The sequence below is a fragment of the Chryseobacterium sp. CBTAP 102 genome, from assembly GCF_003201365.1.
Classification (GTDB): domain Bacteria; phylum Bacteroidota; class Bacteroidia; order Flavobacteriales; family Weeksellaceae; genus Chryseobacterium; species Chryseobacterium candidae.
Genome location: NZ_QICX01000017.1, coordinates 78617 through 97042, shown reverse-complemented (window position 1 = coordinate 97042; position 18426 = coordinate 78617). Strand labels below are relative to the sequence as shown.

21 protein-coding genes and 1 tRNA gene are annotated in these 18426 nt (G+C 36.9%); 19 read left to right on the top strand and 3 right to left on the bottom strand.

Annotated elements, in window-relative coordinates:
• The first annotated feature begins 6 nt into the window (after nt 1–6).
• Nucleotides 7–333 (top strand): thiol-disulfide oxidoreductase DCC family protein, encoded by a 327-nt coding sequence (locus C8D70_RS19095; protein WP_076597205.1) that lies wholly within the window; start codon nt 7–9, stop codon nt 331–333.
• Nucleotides 308–1201, top strand: a complete 894-nt coding sequence (locus tag C8D70_RS19090) for a GLPGLI family protein (protein WP_228408066.1) — start codon at nt 308–310, stop codon at nt 1199–1201. Before C8D70_RS19095 ends, C8D70_RS19090 begins: the two co-directional genes overlap by 26 nt.
• A gap of 146 nt (nt 1202–1347) precedes the next feature.
• Here C8D70_RS19090 and C8D70_RS19085 read toward each other — a convergent pair.
• Nucleotides 1348–1421 (bottom strand) — tRNA-Ile (locus tag C8D70_RS19085).
• A 62-nt stretch (nt 1422–1483) separates the two neighbouring features.
• The gene (mce, locus tag C8D70_RS19080; protein ID WP_110368344.1) at nt 1484–1882 is read right to left on the bottom strand and encodes a methylmalonyl-CoA epimerase; all 399 of its coding nucleotides are present in this window, start codon (nt 1880–1882) and stop codon (nt 1484–1486) included.
• Nucleotides 1883–1975: 93 nt separating this feature from the next.
• Between mce and rbfA the strand changes: the two genes are divergently transcribed.
• The 8 genes from rbfA (at nt 1976) to C8D70_RS19040 (ending at nt 10151) form a co-directional block, all read left to right on the top strand.
• Complete coding sequence (rbfA, locus tag C8D70_RS19075) at nt 1976–2335, top strand: 30S ribosome-binding factor RbfA (protein WP_034693455.1); 360 nt, start codon at nt 1976–1978, stop codon at nt 2333–2335.
• A 3-nt stretch (nt 2336–2338) separates the two neighbouring features.
• Complete coding sequence (locus tag C8D70_RS19070) at nt 2339–3544, top strand: ABC transporter permease (protein ID WP_076597203.1); 1206 nt, start codon at nt 2339–2341, stop codon at nt 3542–3544.
• A gap of 79 nt (nt 3545–3623) precedes the next feature.
• Nucleotides 3624–5417 carry an endonuclease gene (locus C8D70_RS19065; protein WP_110368343.1) on the top strand — a complete coding sequence of 598 codons (1794 nt, stop codon included), beginning with the start codon at nt 3624–3626 and terminating at the stop codon, nt 5415–5417.
• A 61-nt stretch (nt 5418–5478) separates the two neighbouring features.
• Nucleotides 5479–6216, top strand: coding sequence for a shikimate dehydrogenase family protein (locus C8D70_RS19060; RefSeq protein WP_076597201.1), 738 nt, complete (start codon nt 5479–5481; stop codon nt 6214–6216).
• A 74-nt stretch (nt 6217–6290) separates the two neighbouring features.
• Complete coding sequence (locus tag C8D70_RS19055) at nt 6291–8090, top strand: DUF349 domain-containing protein (protein WP_076597200.1); 1800 nt, start codon at nt 6291–6293, stop codon at nt 8088–8090.
• A 63-nt stretch (nt 8091–8153) separates the two neighbouring features.
• Nucleotides 8154–9203: a bifunctional diaminohydroxyphosphoribosylaminopyrimidine deaminase/5-amino-6-(5-phosphoribosylamino)uracil reductase RibD gene (gene ribD, locus C8D70_RS19050; protein ID WP_110368342.1), complete on the top strand. Its 1050-nt coding sequence runs from the start codon at nt 8154–8156 to the stop codon at nt 9201–9203.
• A 40-nt stretch (nt 9204–9243) separates the two neighbouring features.
• A complete protein-coding gene (locus tag C8D70_RS21350) occupies nt 9244–9426 on the top strand; it encodes a bacteriocin-like protein (protein WP_076597198.1) in 183 nt (60 codons plus the stop codon).
• Between the two features lie 119 nt (nt 9427–9545).
• Entirely contained in the window at nt 9546–10151 is a 606-nt protein-coding gene (locus C8D70_RS19040; protein ID WP_110368341.1) for an IMPACT family protein, read from the top strand.
• Here the strand turns inward: C8D70_RS19040 and C8D70_RS19035 are convergent.
• Nucleotides 10148–10858 carry a zinc metallopeptidase gene (locus C8D70_RS19035; protein WP_174525207.1) on the bottom strand — a complete coding sequence of 237 codons (711 nt, stop codon included), beginning with the start codon at nt 10856–10858 and terminating at the stop codon, nt 10148–10150. The genes C8D70_RS19040 and C8D70_RS19035 overlap by 4 nt on opposite strands.
• Nucleotides 10859–10962: 104 nt before the next feature.
• Here C8D70_RS19035 and C8D70_RS19030 point away from each other — a divergent pair, with 104 nt between their 5' ends.
• The 9 genes from C8D70_RS19030 to C8D70_RS18995 all read left to right on the top strand — a co-directional run bounded on the left by C8D70_RS19030 (nt 10963) and on the right by C8D70_RS18995 (nt 18406).
• Nucleotides 10963–12090: a GNAT family N-acetyltransferase gene (locus tag C8D70_RS19030; RefSeq protein WP_110368340.1), complete on the top strand. Its 1128-nt coding sequence runs from the start codon at nt 10963–10965 to the stop codon at nt 12088–12090.
• 51 nt (nt 12091–12141) lie between these two features.
• A complete protein-coding gene (locus tag C8D70_RS20940) occupies nt 12142–12318 on the top strand; it encodes a hypothetical protein (protein ID WP_168801911.1) in 177 nt (58 codons plus the stop codon).
• A 272-nt stretch (nt 12319–12590) separates the two neighbouring features.
• A complete protein-coding gene (locus tag C8D70_RS19025; RefSeq protein WP_034693436.1) occupies nt 12591–12962 on the top strand; it encodes an NADH-quinone oxidoreductase subunit A in 372 nt (123 codons plus the stop codon).
• A gap of 104 nt (nt 12963–13066) precedes the next feature.
• On the top strand, nt 13067–13627 hold the full coding sequence (locus C8D70_RS19020) for an NADH-quinone oxidoreductase subunit B (RefSeq protein ID WP_002983540.1): 561 nt from the start codon (nt 13067–13069) through the stop codon (nt 13625–13627).
• 6 nt (nt 13628–13633) lie between these two features.
• Complete coding sequence (locus tag C8D70_RS19015; RefSeq protein ID WP_076597194.1) at nt 13634–14128, top strand: NADH-quinone oxidoreductase subunit C; 495 nt, start codon at nt 13634–13636, stop codon at nt 14126–14128.
• 75 nt (nt 14129–14203) lie between these two features.
• Nucleotides 14204–15427, top strand: coding sequence for an NADH dehydrogenase (quinone) subunit D (gene nuoD / locus C8D70_RS19010; protein ID WP_076597193.1), 1224 nt, complete (start codon nt 14204–14206; stop codon nt 15425–15427).
• 91 nt (nt 15428–15518) lie between these two features.
• Nucleotides 15519–16028 (top strand): complex I 24 kDa subunit family protein, encoded by a 510-nt coding sequence (gene nuoE / locus C8D70_RS19005; protein ID WP_076597192.1) that lies wholly within the window; start codon nt 15519–15521, stop codon nt 16026–16028.
• Between the two features lie 102 nt (nt 16029–16130).
• Nucleotides 16131–17489 (top strand): NADH-quinone oxidoreductase subunit NuoF, encoded by a 1359-nt coding sequence (nuoF, locus tag C8D70_RS19000; protein WP_002983547.1) that lies wholly within the window; start codon nt 16131–16133, stop codon nt 17487–17489.
• 5 nt (nt 17490–17494) lie between these two features.
• The gene (locus C8D70_RS18995; RefSeq protein ID WP_110368339.1) at nt 17495–18406 is read left to right on the top strand and encodes a hypothetical protein; all 912 of its coding nucleotides are present in this window, start codon (nt 17495–17497) and stop codon (nt 18404–18406) included.
• Nucleotides 18407–18426: the final 20 nt, after the last annotated feature.

Genomic DNA, 18426 nt, shown 5'->3' with positions numbered 1-18426 from the left:
CACAAAATGAAAGTTATTATTTATGATTCTGAATGTAAGTTTTGTACGAGGTTTTCTCAATGGAGCCAATCTCATGTTAAAACGCTGGAAATTATTTCTGTAAGAAGCAAAGAAGCAAGAAAAATTCTTCGTGATAAAGGAATAAAGTTTATAGATCTCCAAACAATCTATTTTGTGAATGATAATGAAGTTTGGGTACGGTCAAAGGCAATATTTGAAATATTTGCACACTTTACTTCTCCCTGGAAAATTATTTCTTTTTTCTCTTTTTTACCTAATTCTTTCACGGATTTCTGGTATAAAATTTTTGCAAAATACAGATACAACTTTTAAAAATAAACCTATGAAATACTTATTGATACTACCGTTATTCTTTTTAATAACTATCAAAACCAAAGCTCAGGAGATCAATCGTTTTTTCTATGAAGTACAATATAAACCTAAAAAAGATTCTACAAGAAATGAAACTGCAATGATGGTTTTAGATATTAAAAAAGATCAATCGATCTTTAAAGATTATCAATTAATCGTTTCAGATTCAATCTCCAACGAAGTATTTAAAAAAATGCAAAAAACAGGCATTTACGAAAATCAGTCAGCACCTCCGAATGTCAGATTTACCTATTCGGTAACAAAAAAATATCCTGATATGGAAGTTCAATATACTGAAGATATTATGAACGGATTAACTCCTCTTACCTTTGGTTATCAGGAAAAAATAAATTTTGATTGGAAAATTCAGAAAGAAAAGCAAAAAATCGGTGAATATAATGCCCAAAAAGCAATGTTAAATTTTGCGGGAAGAAAATGGATTGCCTGGTTTTGTCATGATCTTCCTTTTAATGATGGTCCCTATAAATTTAATGGTTTACCTGGACTAATTGTAAAAATAGAAGATGATCAAAACAATTATTCATTTACCTTAAAAGGAAATAAAAAAGCGAAAGATAACAGTGAAGATTCCCTTATTAAAAAGTTCACTAATGGTAATGTGAAAATAGTAGAAAAAGTAAAATTTACAAAAACATTCGAAAATTACAAACAAGACCCTTTAGCTGCTATGAGAAATGAGTTAACTCCTCAATTATTAAGTATGACAATGCCTGGAACTGATATGAAGGTAAAAGACTTCATTGAGAAACAAGGGAAAGAAATAAAAGAATCTTACAAGCTAAACAATAATCCTATTGAAAAAGAATAATAAAGTATTTAATAAAAATTATATGAAGGGCAGTATTGCCCTTCTTTTTTTAAAGAAGCTTTTATTAAACCTGATTCTATACTCAGTGCTATGATTTTTGGAAACAAAAAAGCACCTACATTTCTGTAAGTGCTTGATTTAAAAAGTGGTCCCACCTGGGCTCGAACCAGGGACCACCTGATTATGAGTCAGGTGCTCTAACCAACTGAGCTATAGGACCTCAAAACTTGGTTAAATTTTGTGTTTGCAAAAATAGTAAAATTTCTTTCACTACAAAACTTTTTATTGCTTTTCTTGGCAAAGTTCTACCAGCACGCCGTTGGTAGACTTAGGATGAAGAAATACAACTAATTTGTTATCAGCACCTTCTTTCGGTTCTTCGGAGATAAACTGAAATCCTTCTTTTTTTAATCTTTCTACTTCCTCAAGGATATTTTCAACCCCAAATGCGAGATGATGGATACCTTCTCCCTTTTTATCAATAAATTTAGAGATCGGACTTTCTGGATTACTGGCTTCTAGAAGCTCAATTTTACTTTCTCCTGTTTCATAAAAAGAAGTAACCACACCTTCCCTTTCTACGGATTCTTTTTTATAGAATTCTTTTCCTAATAATCTGGCAAAAAGCTCATCAGAAATACCTAAAGACTTTACAGCAATACCAATATGTTCTAGTTTCATAAATACTAATCAATATAATTAAATCGTAAATTTGATACTGTAGTTGAATTTCAAAGTATCAATTCAAACAAAAGTACTAAATTTGCAGAAATTATGGAAAGTAACAGACAAAGAAAAGTAGCACAGATCATTCAGGAAGACTTCGCGGAGCTTTTCCGCAAACAGGCTTCAGAAAGCAAACAGAGCATATTGGTATCTGTTTCAGATGTAAAAGTAACTGCCGACTTAGGAATTGCCAAGATTTATTTAAGCATTTTCCCACAGGAATTCCGTACCGCTGTGATGAAGGAGATTGAAGAAAACAAACCTCAATACAGAAACTTCATTGGCCAGAAAATGGCAAAGCAGGTTCGTATTATTCCACAACTTAACTTTTACCTGGATACCGCTCTTGATGATGTTGAAAGACTGGAAAGAGAATTAAGAGGCGAAGGCGACAATCCTGTTTTATAGATCTTGAAGAATATTGCATTTTACATAGCGTCCAGATACCTTTTGGCTAAAAAAGGGAGTACTGCCGTTACGTTCATTACGTGGCTGGCAGTAGGTGCCATGACGGTTGCTGTGGCTGCAATGTTCGTCATTATTTCGGTTTTTTCAGGACTTGAAGGCCTGAACAAAGACCTTATTTCCAATCTTCATGCTGACCTTACTTTAAAAAGCACTTCCGGAAAAACGATCAAAAATCTTGATAATGTTGCTAAAATTCTGACCAGCAATAAAGAAATCAGCAGCTTCTCCCGTGTTATTGAAGAAAAAGTATACATCAGTTTCAACGGAAAGGGTGACATTGCTTACTTAAGGGGGGTAGATTCTGCCTATGTGAAGGTAAATCCTATTAATAAAGAGGTATTCTATGGAACTTATCCAAGTTTCAAATACTCCAATGAGGTATTAATGGAGAATAGTCTTGACAACAGGCTTTCAATTCCTGTAGATTCTTCCAATCATTATGCAACAGTCTTCATGCCGAAACCGGGAACGGGGATTATCAGTAAGGAAGAAGACATCTATAATAAAAGAGATATTCTGGTAACAGGTGTATTCCCTGGGAAAGACCAGCTGGACAGTTATATTGTTTCTCCTATTGAGCTTACAGAAGAATTGCTTAATCTTCCTAAAAAGTCAGCTTACCAGATTGTTATTAAACTGAAAAATCCGGAAAATGCAGATGCAGTAAAACAAAGCCTGCTTTCTTCACTCGGAAAGAATATCGAAATCAAAACCAAGGAAGAGGAAAATGCCGCTTTCTGGAAAATGATTAACACAGAAAAACTTTTTATTTACCTGATCTTTGCATTGGTCATCTTTATTACCACCTTCAATCTTGCCGGAGCAATTATTATCCTTCAGCTTGATAAAAAAGAGCAGGCAAAATCATTGATATCACTTGGTTTTCCTTTAAGCCATTTGAGAATGACCTATTTCTATACCGGACTCCTGATTGTTATTTCAGGTGTGATTACCGGATTAATTCTCGGAACAGCACTTTGCTACTTCCAGCTTTACACAGAATTCTTCAGAGCCAATGAGGTTCTGCCATTCCCAGTGAAAATTGTAGGAAAAAACTATCTTATCGTAGCCCTTACAGCTTCCCTGTTTGGAATCACTATTTCATGGTTTTTTTCAAAAATCAGCAAGGAATATATTACTAAAAACTAATATACCGACTTTATATATTACATACAATTAACATACTTCAGTTTCATTTTTTCGTATCTTTACGCCCCAATTTTAAAAAATGAAACAACTTTTATCTTTCTTTCTTTTAAGCGTGACATTTATTGGCGCTTTGGCACAGGCTCCGGCAGGATATTATAATCAATCGCCAAGCTTAACAGGTGCAGCTCTTAAAACAGCCCTTAAAACCATTATCAGTAATGGACACATAGACAATGGTTATGGTGGCCTATGGACAGGATACGCTACCACAGACCGCGATTATTTCTATGAAAATGACGGAACAATTCTGGATATTTATTCTGAAAATCCAAATGGGCCGGATCAGTATAATTTCACATATGGCCCTACAGATCAATGTGGATCTGCAGGATATTCTAATGAAGGTGACTGCTACAACAGAGAGCACGTTATCCCTCAGAGTTTATTTAGCAGTGCTTCTCCTATGGTAGCTGATATTCATTTTATCCGGGCTACAGATGGAAAAGTAAACGGAATGAGATCCAACTACCCTTTCGGAATTGTTGGTAACACTTCTTTCACCTCTAAAAACGGATCAAAGCTAGGCACATCTGTATCTGCAGGATATGCAGGTACTGTATTTGAACCCATTGATGCTTTCAAAGGTGATATTGCAAGAATGATTCTTTATTTTGTAACAAGATATGAAGATAACCTTCCCGGTTTCTCTACGGGTGATATGCTTGGCAGCACAGCATTTCCAGGGCTACAGCCTTGGGCACTTAACCAGTATTTAATCTGGAATGCAATGGATCCGGTATCTCCGGAAGAAATTGCAAGAAACAATGCTTCTTATACTTATCAGGGAAACAGAAACCCTTTCATTGATCACCCTGAATATGTTACCCAGATCTGGGGCGCTCCGGTTGTTGATAACCAGGCTCCTACAGCAGCAACCAACCTTGTTGCCAGCAATCCAACTTCAAACTCTATTGCTTTAAGCTGGACAGCCGCTACGGATAACGTGGGAGTAACTTCGTACCAGATTTACGCCAACGGAACATTAAAAACTACAGTTTCAGGTACTACAACGTCTACTATTGTTTCAGGGTTATCACCACTTACTCAATATACATTCTATATAATTGCTAAAGATGCTTTCGCAAACTCTTCTCCACAAAGCACAACAGCTACAGAAACCACTCTTGACACACCTGCCGGAGGAGGAAGCTGCGGAACTGAAAATTTTGAAATGATCACCGGCCCTGTAAATACATACATGACAGTAAACTGGACCAACAATGGAATTTCATGGACTGCTACGGACGCAAGAGTTGACCAGACCATCAATAATAAAGCTATTACCATAAAAAATGGAACTTTAACAAGTTCAACTTTCTCAGGTGGAGTTCAGAGTTTAACATTAACAACTCAATTGAAATTCTCCGGAAGTGCAGGATACTTTAATGTTCTTGTAAATGACGTCAATGTAGGAACTATTCCTTACAGTAATGTTGTTACTACAACTACCATTAATAATATAAATGTAAGCGGAAATGCTGTCATTAAACTGACCAATTCTTCTCTTACCAACAGAGTTGCTCTGGATGATCTTAGCTGGACATGTGCTACAACATTAGCAACGGCAGAAACTAAAAATGACAAATCAGCATTTATTATTTACCCCAACCCGGTAAAAAATAATGAATTATCTGTAAAAGGAGAAAACCTTGGCAAAATTTCAAAAGCTGATATCTATGATCTTTCCGGGAAATTAATTGAAACAATTACCAACCCTTTCAGACATTCAAACAAGATCAACCTTAAAGGTTTGGCTAAAGGAATTTACATTCTGAAAACAGATAATTTCTCTACTAAATTTATCGTAGATTAATTATTAAAAAATATTTCAAACCAAGGCCGGATTTTTCCGGTCTTTTTTTTACTTTTGATCTATGGATTCCAATAAAAAATTAGGATTGATAGGCAGAAACATTTCCTATTCTTTTTCTAAAAAATTCTTCGAAAACAAGTTCCAGAAGCTCATGCTGAAGAACTTCTCCTATGATATTTTTGATCTGAACGAAATCAGTGAAGTAGAAAAACTTTTTGCTTCTCCGGATCTGTTAGGATTCAATGTAACCATTCCTTATAAAGAGAAAATAATTGATTATCTGGATGAATTAAGTGATGAAGCTGAGAAAATAGGTGCCGTAAACTGCGTTCTTATTCAGGATGGAAAAAAAACAGGTTACAATACGGATGCGTTCGGTTTTGAAAAGACGCTTCTTTTACACAAAAAACCCACACAGGATAAAGCTTTAATCTTAGGAAACGGAGGCGCTGCAAAGGCAGTAAAATATGCATTAGACAAACATAATATTCCATCTGTAACCATTTCCAGAAGTACAGAAATCAATTTTGAAAATCTTGATCACGAAACCGTTGCTGAGCATAAAATTATCATCCAGTGTACACCGGTAGGTACTTTCCCGAATGTGAAAGACTGTCTGAATTTTCCTTTTGACGGACTTTCTCCAGATCATCTGGTTATCGATCTGATTTACAATCCCAACTACACCCAATTCATCATCAATGCCTCTGAAAAAGGAGCAAAAACCGTGAATGGATACTATATGCTTGAACAGCAAGCAGAAAAAGCCTGGGAAATTTGGAATTTTCAAAAAAAATAACATAAATTAGTGCTTTAATTGGCCTTTCAGCTATATTTAAAGGATATTAACGCCACTCACATAAAAGATTTGCTATGACTACAGAAAACAATCTTTCTGAAAACGAAGAAAAGAAAAATCCAAACGAAGTATCTCAGGACCCATCAGAAAACACCGTTTCTCATGATGCAAACCAACATGAGGATGATGCTGAGCACCTGGATGAACATGAAGAAGAAATCTCCCTTGCCGATGCTTTAAAGGAAATGGAAAAAATCATCAACACTCCCAACGCCGGAGAGAATTTCAAAAGATTCAACCAACTGAGGGAAAAAGCAAGTCATTACATCCATGATGAAGTGGAGGACAAAAAGCATGAATATGTAGAAGCCGGAAATCCTGCCGAAAATTTCAGCTATGAACACCCTTCTCAGGCTAAGTATTCTGCACTGGTCAATATCTTCAGAGAAAAACATGACGACTTCCAGAAAGGACAGGAAGAAGAGCAAAAGAAAAATCTTGACCATCGTCAAAACATAATCGAAAGACTTAAAAATCTATACACCAGCTCTGAACCAGGAATTAATCTTTTCAGATCTATCCGTGAGATTAAAGAAGACTGGTCAAAAGCCGGACAGGTTGCCAAGTCTGAATTCAAAATTCTTAACAATAACTATTTCCACCACCTGAATCAGTTTTATCAGATGCTGGATCTGAATAAAGAGTTTTTGGAACAGGAATACAGCCACAACCTGGAAAAGAGAGAGCATATCATTGCCCGTGCTAAAGAACTGGAAAACGAACCGGTAATTCAGAAAGCGTTAAATGAGCTTCAGTATCTTCATAAACTATGGAAAGAAGAAGCGGAACCTGTGGCTGAAGAGTTCCGTGAAAAGACATGGGAAGAATTCAAAGAAATTTCCAATAAAATTCACGAAAGAAAATCTGAACTTTCTGCTTCTATTGAAAAAGAGCAGACGGTTAACCTTGAAAAGAAGAATGAAATCATCGCTGAAATCAGGAAACTGTCTGAACCTTCGGAAACACCTAACCACAATTACTGGCAGAACGCCATTAAAAGAGTGGAAGATCTGCGTTCTGAATTTCTGAAGACAGGAAGTGTTCCAAGAAAACTTTCCAACCAAAACTGGAATGATTTCAAAACAACTTTAAGAGGCTTTAATACAACGAAAAACAATTACTACAAATCGTTGAAAGGCTCTCAGCAGACCAACCTTGAAGAAAAATTAAAGCTGATCCAGACGGCACAGGACAATATGAATAATGAGGAATGGGATATTGCCGTTCCGTTATTCAAAAAACTTCAGGAAGACTGGAAAAAAATCGGCCACGTTCCCAAAAGCATGACCAATAAAATCTGGGATGAATTCCGTGATGCCTGTAATGCATTCTTCAACAACTACAGAGAGAAAAGCAATACTTCTACAGACAACTGGAAAGAAAACTATAAAAACAAAAAAGCACTTCTTGATGAATTGAAAGAGGTTTCCAATGAAGAAGGCAGCATCGAAAAAATCGAACAGATCAAGACTTCATGGAATAACATAGGAAAAGTTCCAAGAGATAAAATTTCAATCAACTCTGAATTCAACAAAACATTGAGAGAGAAATTGAAAATAAACAAGATCAACGAACTTGAACTGAAAGAAGAAGGCCTATCTGAAAATCAGCTAACCGATAAAGCAAGAAAGATCAAAAATCAAATCTCTGATCTTGAGGCAGAAATCGTCAAACTGGAAAACAACCTTTCTTTCTTCAACAAACCGTCCAGAGAAAATCCTCTGTTAAAAGACACTTACAATACCATTGATGAGAAAAAAGCTCATCTGGAAACGTTAAAACAAAATCTTCACAGCATTATCAGTGGAGATTAACAGATAACAAAATAAATAAAGGCGGAGCAAAGCAATTTGTCTTCGCTTTTTCTTTTTATACATATGAACAACGACGAATTTTATATTAAAAGATGCATCGAGCTGGCCCAAAAAGCTCTTGGCAACACCTACCCTAACCCTCTTGTTGGAAGTGTGATTGTTCACAACGGAGAGATCATTGGCGAGGGATATCATCACAAAGCAGGAGAAAATCATGCGGAAATCAATGCGATCAATTCCGTTAAAAATAAAAAACTAATCCCGGAATCAACAATTTATGTATCTCTGGAACCCTGTGCGCATTATGGAAAAACTCCGCCCTGTGCTTTAAAAATTAAAGAACTGGGATTTAAAAAAGTGGTGATTGGCGCTATGGACTCTCATGATAAAGTGAATGGCAAAGGGAAGAAAATCATTCAGGATGCAGGCATTGAAGCCGTTTCAGGAATGCTGGAAAAAGAATGTATTGAACTCAACAAGAGATTCTTCACTTATCATGAAAAGAAAAGACCTTATATCATTTTAAAATGGGCAGAATCCGGTGATGGCTTTCTTGATAAAGATTTTAAACCTACTGCCGTTTCCAATACACTGGTCAATCAGTTCGTTCATCAATTGAGAGCCGACGAACATGCTATTTTAGTGGGAACTCAAACTGCTTTAAATGACAACCCAAGCTTAACAGTCAGAAATATAGAAGGAACAAATCCAATCAGGATTTTAATTGATTTTGATCTGAAAGTTCCTGCCAGCTTTAATATTTATAACAATGAAGCAAGAACATTGGTTTTAAATTCTGTGAAAGAAGGCACTGAAGGACACGTTCAATTCATTCAAATCAATAAAGATCATTTTCTGCCAGAACTCATGGAAGCACTGTATAAAGAACAGATACAGTCTGTCATCATTGAAGGTGGCCGCTTTACTCTGCAGCAGTTTATCAATGCTAATCTTTGGGACGAAGCCATTGTAATTAAAAATGAGAATTTGATATTAGAAAATGGGACAAAAGCCCCGGAATTTAATTATAAAGTAACAAAAACAGAAGTATTCAGAGATAATATCGTTTCATTTTACAATTTAAAACAAAACTATTCTATCACCGATAAATGAAATAAATTCTTTACATTAGTTTTACCAAATTAAAACTACCATGAAAAATTTGAAAAAATTATCAAGAACCGGTTTAAAAACAATCCAGGGGGGAGTTTTTGTAATATGTACACTCCCTAATGGACAACCTACCAGATGCAGAGATCAATGTCCTCAGGATTTTTGCGGTACAACAAGTTATATGTGCCTGATCCCGATGGATCTTTGCGGAGATCAAATGTAAGACCGTAATTTTATATCAAAAAACAGATAAGCCGTCAAGATTTGACGGCTTAATTTATGATTATGGTGCAGAATAGTAAAGCATTTAATATTTTTGCATAAACAAAGCAGGAACCTCCAATGACGTTTGAATACAAAACCATAGAAAAGCCTATAGAAAATACTCTTTTAAAAGAAAAAGGAAGCAAATTCATCGGATTTGCTTACCCGGTAAATAATGAAAAAGAACTAAAAGCAGCCTTGGAAAAGATAAGAGAAGAACATCCGAAAGCTACTCATCACTGCTATGCTTTCAGAATGGGATTAAATGGTGAGAATTATCGCGCCAATGATGACGGTGAGCCTTCCGGAAGTGCGGGATTACCTATTTACAACCAGCTTCTGGCTCATGAAATTACAAATGTTCTTGTCATTGTTGTTCGTTATTATGGAGGAACTAAATTAGGTGTTTCAGGGTTGGTGAAAACCTATAAGGAATCTGCCAGGATCACATTGGAAGAGGGCAGTATTATCACCAGAGAACTGGAAACAGAAGTAGAGATTCAATTTAAATTCAATCAGCAGAATACGATTTTCACCCTGCTTTCAAAATTTGATGCTAAAGTTTTGAACTTCGATGCTCATGAAAACTGTATTCTTACTGCATCCCTGAAACTGGCTCAAAAAGAAAACATCTCAGAAAAACTTTCTGAGATGCAATATGTTTCATTTGAATTTAATGATTAATCCCTTCGTCCACCAAGAAGCAAAGATCCCCAGTAAAGAAGCTGTGCCAGAGAACCTAATGCGGCTACCACATAAGTTCTTGCTGCCCATTTCAAACTATCCTGTACTCCTACGAATTCTTCTGCAGTTACAGTTCCCGTATCCTTAAGCCACTTCATTGCTCTGTTACTCGCATCGTATTCCACGGGAAGTGTTACAAAAGCAAAAAGCGTGGTCATTGCAAACATCGCTACGCCAATGGCAAGAACAGTTGTATTTCCATTTGGATTCTCAATTGTTCTGGACGCAGCCATTACCGCGATACCCGCGATAAGAACAAACTGCATCAGATTAGAACTTATATTCACAATAGGAACCAACTTTGATCGTAAATTCAACATGGAATATCCTACTGCATGCTGCACTGCATGTCCGCACTCGTGAGCTGCTACTGCTGCCGCCGCCGCGTTTCTCTGCATATAAACTCCTTCAGAAAGGTTCACTGTTTTATCTGCCGGATTATAGTGGTCCGTCAATTGTCCGGGTACCGATATTACCTGAACATCATTTATTCCGTTATCTCTCAACATCTTTTCCGCCACCTCTTTGCCCGAAAGGCCATTTCGAAGGTGTACATTGGAATAATATTCAAATTTCGATTTCAATCTGGACGAAACCCACCAGCTCACCAACATCGAAATACCAATAATGATATAATAACCCACCATTTTATATAAATTTTGTGTTTAATTTTACCCATAATCATATAAAAACTGTGCCAAAGTATACAATATTATTATTTATATTTGTCCTTTAATTCCTCTCAAAAAACATGTCTACAGTTTCAATTATTGAAGTAAAAACAGCGGGTCAGCTCAAGCAATTCGTAAGATTTCCAATGGATTTGTATAAAAACAATCCCTACTATGTTCCGTCCTTTATCAATGACGAAATCAACATCTGGAATGCTGATGAAAATCCTGCGCTTCAATATTCTGAGGCAAAGCAGTATCTGGCCTATAAGAATGACAAGCTTGCAGGAAGAATTGCCGTTCTGATTAATCATAAGGAAGAAAGAGAATTAGGCATTAAAAAGGTACGTTTTGGATGGATCGACTTTATTGATGATGCTGAAGTTTCAAAGGCATTAATTCAAAAAGCAGTTGATTATGCCAAAGAAAAAAATATTGATAAAATTGAAGGACCTATGGGGTTCACCAATCTTGACAAAGCCGGGATGCTGGTAAAAGGTTTTGATCAGCTGGCAACTATGATTGGGATTTACAACCACGAGTACTATCCAAGACATCTTGAAAACCTGGGGTTAATCAAAGAAAAAGAATGGGTGGAGTTTGAAATCATTTTCCCTGAAACCTTGCCTGAAAAAATCCACAAGTTCAATCAGCTTATTTCTGAAAAGTATAAACTGAAGGTTTTAAAATTCAAAACAAAAGAAGAGATTATTCAGTATGTAGATCCGATGTTTGATCTTCTGGATGAAACGTACAAACACCTTTCTACCTACACGCCTATTTCAGATGAGCAGCGTAAGACCTACAAAGAGAAATATTTTAAGCTCATCGATAAAGATTTTATTGTATGTATCGCTGATGAACACAACAATTTGATCTCATTTGCTATTACCATGCCTTCTTATTCCAAAGCACTGCAGAAATCCGGTGGAAAGCTGCTTCCATTCGGCTGGTGGCATTTCCTGCAAGCAGGTAAGAAAAATGACAGGGCTAACTTCTACCTGATCGGCATCCATCCCGACTATCAAAGAAGAGGAGTTACTTCTATTATTTTCAAAGAAATCTGGAATATCTTCAGAAAAAAGGGCGTAAAATACCTGGAAACCAACCCGGAACTGGAAGAAAATAAAAGCATTCAGCTCTTATGGCAGGATTACCATCCGGTGAATCATAAAAGAAGAAGAACGTATTCAATGGAAATCAAATAATTGATACTGTAATTTGTACAACGTAAACTTAAAATCTAAACTTTGAATTTTATGAAACCACAACTTATCATATTTGCTGTTTTAATCGCTGGATTTATCAGTTACAATGTCTTTTTCCAGTCACCTGATGACAAAACAAACACCGTAATCAATATTCTTTTTGCGAGTATTCTTTTTGGATACATCTCCTTTATGGCCTACACTCTTCTTAGAAAAATGAAAAAATAAGACCATAAAACAGCATCAGTGCGTGGTTTGATATGAACCTCTATTCAGTTTCAATGAATTCAAAATATTCCAAATGCAGAGTATGAGGGCCCATTTTTCCACAGTTTCTATAAAAAAAGGGGAAAAAGACGCTAAAAAAATAATCATAAAAAGCTAATTTTTATTGATTCTAAATTACCGATTTAACTCATTTTCATCCGACTTTTAAGCTGATAAATTTCATGCTTTCTTGTTTATTCGCTAAATTTGCAAATTGAGATAATAATGCAAAAATGAATTTACCTGAAAGTTATATTCCAATCCTTATCCAGGCTGGTGTAGCAGTAGGATTTGTAGCTGTTTCTTTGCTTGGGGCACATTTCTTAGGCCCACAGCAGAAAAAAGGAAACTCTGTAAAAAACCAAAGCTGGGAATGTGGGGTTCCTGTAGAAGGAAATGCCAGAACACCGTTTTCTATCAAGTACTTCCTGACTGCGGTATTGTTCGTACTATTCGATATTGAAATCGTATTCTTTTATCCTTATGCTGTTAATTTCAGAGAGTTCGGTATGGAAGGATTCCTTGCCGTACTTACATTCGTTGCAATTTTCTTCGTAGCGTTTTTCTACGTCTGGAAACGCGGTGCGCTGGATTGGGATAAATAAAGTAATTATAAATTTTAAATTAAACATTTTAGATGGTGATTTTAAGTTATACCGGTAAGAATTAATTTAAAATCTAAAATTTAAAATCTAAAATCATCTACAAGATGTCAGATAAAAAACCAGTAATAAGAACAGATGCACCTGCTCCCGAAGGCTATGAAGGAGAAGGGTTTTTCGCAACAAAACTGAGCAGTGTAATCGGGATGGCAAGAAAGTTTTCGCTTTGGCCGTTACCATTTGCAACCTCTTGTTGTGGTATCGAGTTTATGGCTACCCTGAACCCTACATATGATGCTTCAAGATTTGGTATGGAAAGAAACTCTTTCTCTCCAAGACAGGCAGATATGCTGATGGTTTGCGGAACTATATCAAAGAAATTAGGACCTGTCCTGAAAGAAGTGTACACTCAGATGGCTGAGCCGAAATGGGTGGTAGCAGTGGGAGCTTGTGCTTCCAGCGGTGGTATTTTTGATACATATTCTGTACTCCAGGGAATTGATAAAATTATTCCGGTAGACGTTTACGTTCCCGGATGTCCTCCAAGACCTGAACAGATCATTGAGGGCGTAATGCAGGTACAGGCTCTTGCAGAAAGTGAAAGCATAAGAAGAAGAGACATGCCTGAATATCAGAAATTATTAGATTCTTACAACATAAGCAACTAAACGGAAATGACAAACGAATTTGTATTAGAAGCAATCACAAGAGAATTTCCGGAATCTGTTATTTCAAGTTCAGAACCTTATGGAATGCTGACCATTGAAGTGAAGAAAGAAGATATCAAGAAGATTATTCATTATCTGAAAGATTCATCACTGGAATTTAATTTCCTTACGGATATCTGCGGTATTCATTATCCTGAATTCCCTGAAAAGGAAATTGGTGTTGTCTACCATTTGCATAATATGATGGCCAATTTCAGATTACGTCTGAAAATCTTCATGTCCAGAGAAAATATTGAAGTAGATTCTCTTGTAGATCTTTATGTGGGAGCCAACTGGATGGAAAGAGAAACGTATGATTTTTATGGGATTAAATTTAAAGGACACCCGGATCTGAGACCTATTCTGAATATGGAAGACCTGGGATACCACCCAATGTTGAAGGAATATCGCCTTGAAGACGGTACAAGAACCGACAAGAACGATAGCATGTTCGGAAGATAAAAAATAATGCAATAAGCAGTAAGCAGTAAGCATTTAGCTTAAAGCCTATAGCCTATCGCCTAAAGCATTTAAATTATGAAAGATAACTCATTATCTAATATACTAAACCAGTACGAAAGTAAGGAACAGATTGACGGACAATTATATACCCTGAATCTGGGACCTACCCACCCTGCTACGCACGGGATTTTCCAGAATATCTTAACGATGGACGGAGAGAGAATCCTTCACGCTGAGCAAACAGTAGGATACATCCACAGAGCATTTGAGAAAATTTCCGAAAGAAGAAACTACTCTCAGATCACTACCCTTACGGACCGTATGAATTACTGTTCTGCACCCATCAATAACTTAGGTTGGCACATGACCGTAGAAAAACTGATTGGCGTAGAAGTTCCCAAGCGTGTAGACTATATGCGTGTTATCCTGATGGAGCTTGCCAGAATCGGTGACCACCTGATCTGTAACGGGGTAACCGGGATGGACTCAGGAGCAATTACAGGTCTTACTTATATGTTCATCGAAAGAGAACGTATTTATGATATGTATGAGCAGATCTGCGGAGCCAGAATGACTACCAATATGGGAAGAATCGGAGGATTTGAAAGAGATTTCACGCCTAAGTTTCATGAGTTGTTGAAAGACTTCTTAAAAACTTTCCCGCCAAGATTCAAAGAATTCTGTACTTTATTAGAAAGAAACAGAATTTTCATGGACAGAACCATCGGTACAGGAGCTATCTCTGCCGAACGAGCTTTAAGCTACGGTTTCACAGGTCCAAACTTACGTGCAGCAGGTGTAGATTACGATGTTAGAGTTGCACAGCCTTATTCTTCATACCAGGATTTCGACTTCATTATTCCGGTAGGAACTTCAGGAGACACTTACGACCGTTTCATGGTTCGTCAGCAGGAAGTCTGGGAATCCATCAAAATTATCAAACAAGCATACGAAAATCTTCCGGAAGGGCCATTCCATGCGGATGTTCCTGATTTTTATCTTCCTGAAAAGGCAGATGTATATCAGAAAATGGAAGCATTGATCTACCATTTCAAAATTGTAATGGGAGAAACCGATGTACCGAAAGGAGAAGTTTACCATGCTGTAGAAGGTGGAAACGGAGAATTAGGTTTCTATCTTGTGAGTGACGGAGGAAGAAGCCCTTACAGACTTCACTTCAGAAGACCATGCTTCATCTACTATCAGGCATACCCTGAAATGATTACAGGTTCTGTAATCTCAGATGCTATTGTAACGATGTGTAGTATGAATATTATTGCGGGAGAATTAGACGCATAACTGGAATTATAAATTTTGAATTATAAATTATAAATTGATTTTAGACCGTTATTCAGTTAGAATTTAAAATCTAAAATCTAAAATTTCAAAAATGAGCGAAACAATAGCTTTTAAACCGGAAAGTTTAGCACAGGTACACAAAATTATCGCAAGATATCCTGAAGGAAGACAGAAATCTGCTCTTCTTCCTGTACTTCACCTGGCACAGAAAGAATTCGGAGGATGGTTAGATGTTCCTGTGATGGATTATGTTGCCGGACTATTAAGTATCCAACCGATCGAAGTATATGAAGTGGCTACTTTCTATACGATGTTCAATATGAAGCCGGTAGGTAAATATGTTTTGGAAGTCTGCAGAACCGGACCTTGTATGGTTTGTGGAAGTGAAAAAATCCTGAATCATATCAGAACCAAACTGAACATTAAAGACGGAGAGACTACTGAGGACGGTATGTTCACTTTAAAACCAGCTGAATGTCTTGGAGCATGCGGGTACGCACCCATGATGCAGCTTGGAAAATTCTTTCATGAAAATTTAACGATAGAAAAAGTAGATGAAATCCTTGATCTTTGCAGACAGGGACAAGTTGCTTTAGACTAATAGAAATTTTAAATTCTAGATTTTAGATTTTAAATTATTCACTTAACGTTTAATCATAATTAATGCAAAAAGCCCAAAGCTAATTGCAATAAGCAAATAACAATGAGTAAAAAACTTTTACTTAAAGACGCACATATAGAAGGTATCCGCTACTTTGAAACCTACCGTAAACAGGGAGGTTACACAGCTGCTGAGAAAGCCTTGAAAATGACTCCTGACGAAATTCTTGAAGAAGTAAAAGCTTCAGGACTAAGAGGTCGTGGTGGAGCTGGATTCCCAACAGGAATGAAATGGAGCTTTTTGGCAAAGCCTGAAGGCGTTCCAAGACACCTTGTTGTGAATGCGGATGAATCTGAACCCGGAACATTCAAGGACAGATATCTGATGGAGTTCCTTCCTCATTTATTGATCGAGGGAATGCTGATTTCTTCTTACTGTTTAGGTTCCAATACTTCTTATATCTACATCCGTGGAGAATATTCATGGATTCCGGATATCCTTGAAGAAGCTATTGAAGAAGCCAAAGCAGCAGGATTTTTAGGTAAAAATATTTTAGGAACCGGTTTCGATCTTGAAATCTATGTACAGAGAGGTGGTGGAGCATATATCTGCGGTGAAGAAACTGCTTTGCTTGAATCCCTTGAAGGAAAAAGAGGTAACCCAAGATTAAAACCGCCATTCCCGGCTGTAAAAGGTCTTTGGGAAAGACCAACGGTGGTAAACAACGTTGAATCTATTGCAGCAGTAGTTCCGATCATTGATATTACAGGTGCTGAGTATGCTAAAATCGGAGTGGGAAGATCTACAGGAACGAAATTAATTTCTGCTTGTGGAAACATCAACAAACCGGGGGTATACGAAATCGATATGACGATCACTGTGGAAGAATTCATCTATTCTGATGAATATTGCGGTGGTATTAAAGACGGTAAAAGATTAAAGGCTTGTATTCCCGGAGGAAGTTCTGTTCCGATTGTTCCGGCAAACTTATTGTTGAGAACAGTAAACGGAGAGCCAAGATATATGAACTATGAATCATTGGCAGATGGTGGTTTTGCTACCGGAACCATGATGGGTTCAGGAGGTTTCATCGTTTTGGATGAAGACCAGTGTATTGTAGAACATACCATGACCTTGGCAAGATTCTACAACCACGAAAGCTGCGGACAATGTACTCCTTGCCGTGAAGGAACGGGATGGATGTACAAGATTTTAAAGAAAATCGAGAAAGGAGAAGGAAAAATGGAAGATATCGATCTGCTTTGGGATATCCAGAGAAAAATCGAAGGAAATACGATCTGTCCATTAGGTGATGCAGCGGCTTGGCCAGTTGCAGCAGCCATTCGTCACTTCAGAGATGAATTTGAGTGGCATGTGAAAAACCCGGAATTGTCTCAGACACAAAACTATGGATTGGCACATTATGCAGATCCTATCCCGGCTGTTGAAAAGAACGCATAGGTAAGATGAAAAAATTATTGGTTGTCGGCTTAATGATGTCGAATTTTGTATTTGCACAGAATAAGAAAACTGATACTGCAAATTATAACAGATCTGTTGAAGAGGATTTGTCATATTTAGTGAACGAGAAAGAGCAGATTAAAGCTGAGAGAAAGGAAAAGCCTTTACCATTAAGCAAAAAAGGTCAGGTTTTCGTATTTTACGGATGGAACAGAGCGGCTTACAGCAATTCTGATATCCACTTTAGCGGAAACGGATACGATTTTCAATTGAATAATGTAACCGCAAAAGACAGACCTACAAAATTTGGAATTGTCTATTTTGATCCAAGCTGGTTTACCGTAACACAGTATAATTTCAGAATAGGATATTTCATTAAAGACAATTTAGCATTGGTACTGGGGATAGACCATATGAAATATGTAATGGATCAGAACCAGACTGTAGGTTTCAAAGGTCATATTTCAGATCCAGAATATGCAGCAATGGTTCAGAATGGGCAGGTTAATCTTGCAGATGAGAAGTTCCTTACTTTCGAACATACTGATGGACTTAATTATGAAAACTTAGGTCTTGAGAAATACAAAAACCTTGTTCATAAGAAAAATATAGATTTAGTATGGTCTTATGGAGCCGGAATCGGGTTTATGTTTCCGAAAAGTAATGTAAAACTTTTTGGTAACGAAAGAAGTGACCGCTTTCACGTTGCTGGTATGGGAACCGATATCAGATCCAGTCTTAACTTGGTATTCTGGAAAAACTGGATGCTGAGATTAGAAGGAAAAGCAGGTTATATTAATATGTGGGACATTAAAACCACTTTGAATAACAAGCCGGACAAAGCACGTCAGGATTTTGTTTTCGGACAGGTTCTTGGAGGAATTGGATATACATTTAATACAAAGAAATATAAATAACAAAGCCTATTGCTTAACGC

Coding starts and splice junctions, on each gene's coding strand:
- C8D70_RS19030 (WP_110368340.1), top strand. CDS start 10,963: ATGTCTACAGTTTCAATTATTGAAGTAAAAACAGCGGGTCAGCTCAAG.
- C8D70_RS19020 (WP_002983540.1), top strand. CDS start 13,067: ATGTCAGATAAAAAACCAGTAATAAGAACAGATGCACCTGCTCCCGAA.
- C8D70_RS19060 (WP_076597201.1), top strand. CDS start 5,479: ATGGATTCCAATAAAAAATTAGGATTGATAGGCAGAAACATTTCCTAT.
- C8D70_RS19055 (WP_076597200.1), top strand. CDS start 6,291: ATGACTACAGAAAACAATCTTTCTGAAAACGAAGAAAAGAAAAATCCA.
- C8D70_RS20940 (WP_168801911.1), top strand. CDS start 12,142: ATGAAACCACAACTTATCATATTTGCTGTTTTAATCGCTGGATTTATC.
- mce (WP_110368344.1), bottom strand. CDS start 1,882: ATGAAACTAGAACATATTGGTATTGCTGTAAAGTCTTTAGGTATTTCT.
- C8D70_RS19035 (WP_174525207.1), bottom strand. CDS start 10,858: ATGGTGGGTTATTATATCATTATTGGTATTTCGATGTTGGTGAGCTGG.
- C8D70_RS19065 (WP_110368343.1), top strand. CDS start 3,624: ATGAAACAACTTTTATCTTTCTTTCTTTTAAGCGTGACATTTATTGGC.
- nuoE (WP_076597192.1), top strand. CDS start 15,519: ATGAGCGAAACAATAGCTTTTAAACCGGAAAGTTTAGCACAGGTACAC.
- C8D70_RS19025 (WP_034693436.1), top strand. CDS start 12,591: ATGAATTTACCTGAAAGTTATATTCCAATCCTTATCCAGGCTGGTGTA.
- rbfA (WP_034693455.1), top strand. CDS start 1,976: ATGGAAAGTAACAGACAAAGAAAAGTAGCACAGATCATTCAGGAAGAC.
- C8D70_RS19095 (WP_076597205.1), top strand. CDS start 7: ATGAAAGTTATTATTTATGATTCTGAATGTAAGTTTTGTACGAGGTTT.
- ribD (WP_110368342.1), top strand. CDS start 8,154: ATGAACAACGACGAATTTTATATTAAAAGATGCATCGAGCTGGCCCAA.
- C8D70_RS19015 (WP_076597194.1), top strand. CDS start 13,634: ATGACAAACGAATTTGTATTAGAAGCAATCACAAGAGAATTTCCGGAA.
- nuoD (WP_076597193.1), top strand. CDS start 14,204: ATGAAAGATAACTCATTATCTAATATACTAAACCAGTACGAAAGTAAG.
- C8D70_RS21350 (WP_076597198.1), top strand. CDS start 9,244: ATGAAAAATTTGAAAAAATTATCAAGAACCGGTTTAAAAACAATCCAG.
- nuoF (WP_002983547.1), top strand. CDS start 16,131: ATGAGTAAAAAACTTTTACTTAAAGACGCACATATAGAAGGTATCCGC.
- C8D70_RS18995 (WP_110368339.1), top strand. CDS start 17,495: ATGAAAAAATTATTGGTTGTCGGCTTAATGATGTCGAATTTTGTATTT.
- C8D70_RS19040 (WP_110368341.1), top strand. CDS start 9,546: ATGACGTTTGAATACAAAACCATAGAAAAGCCTATAGAAAATACTCTT.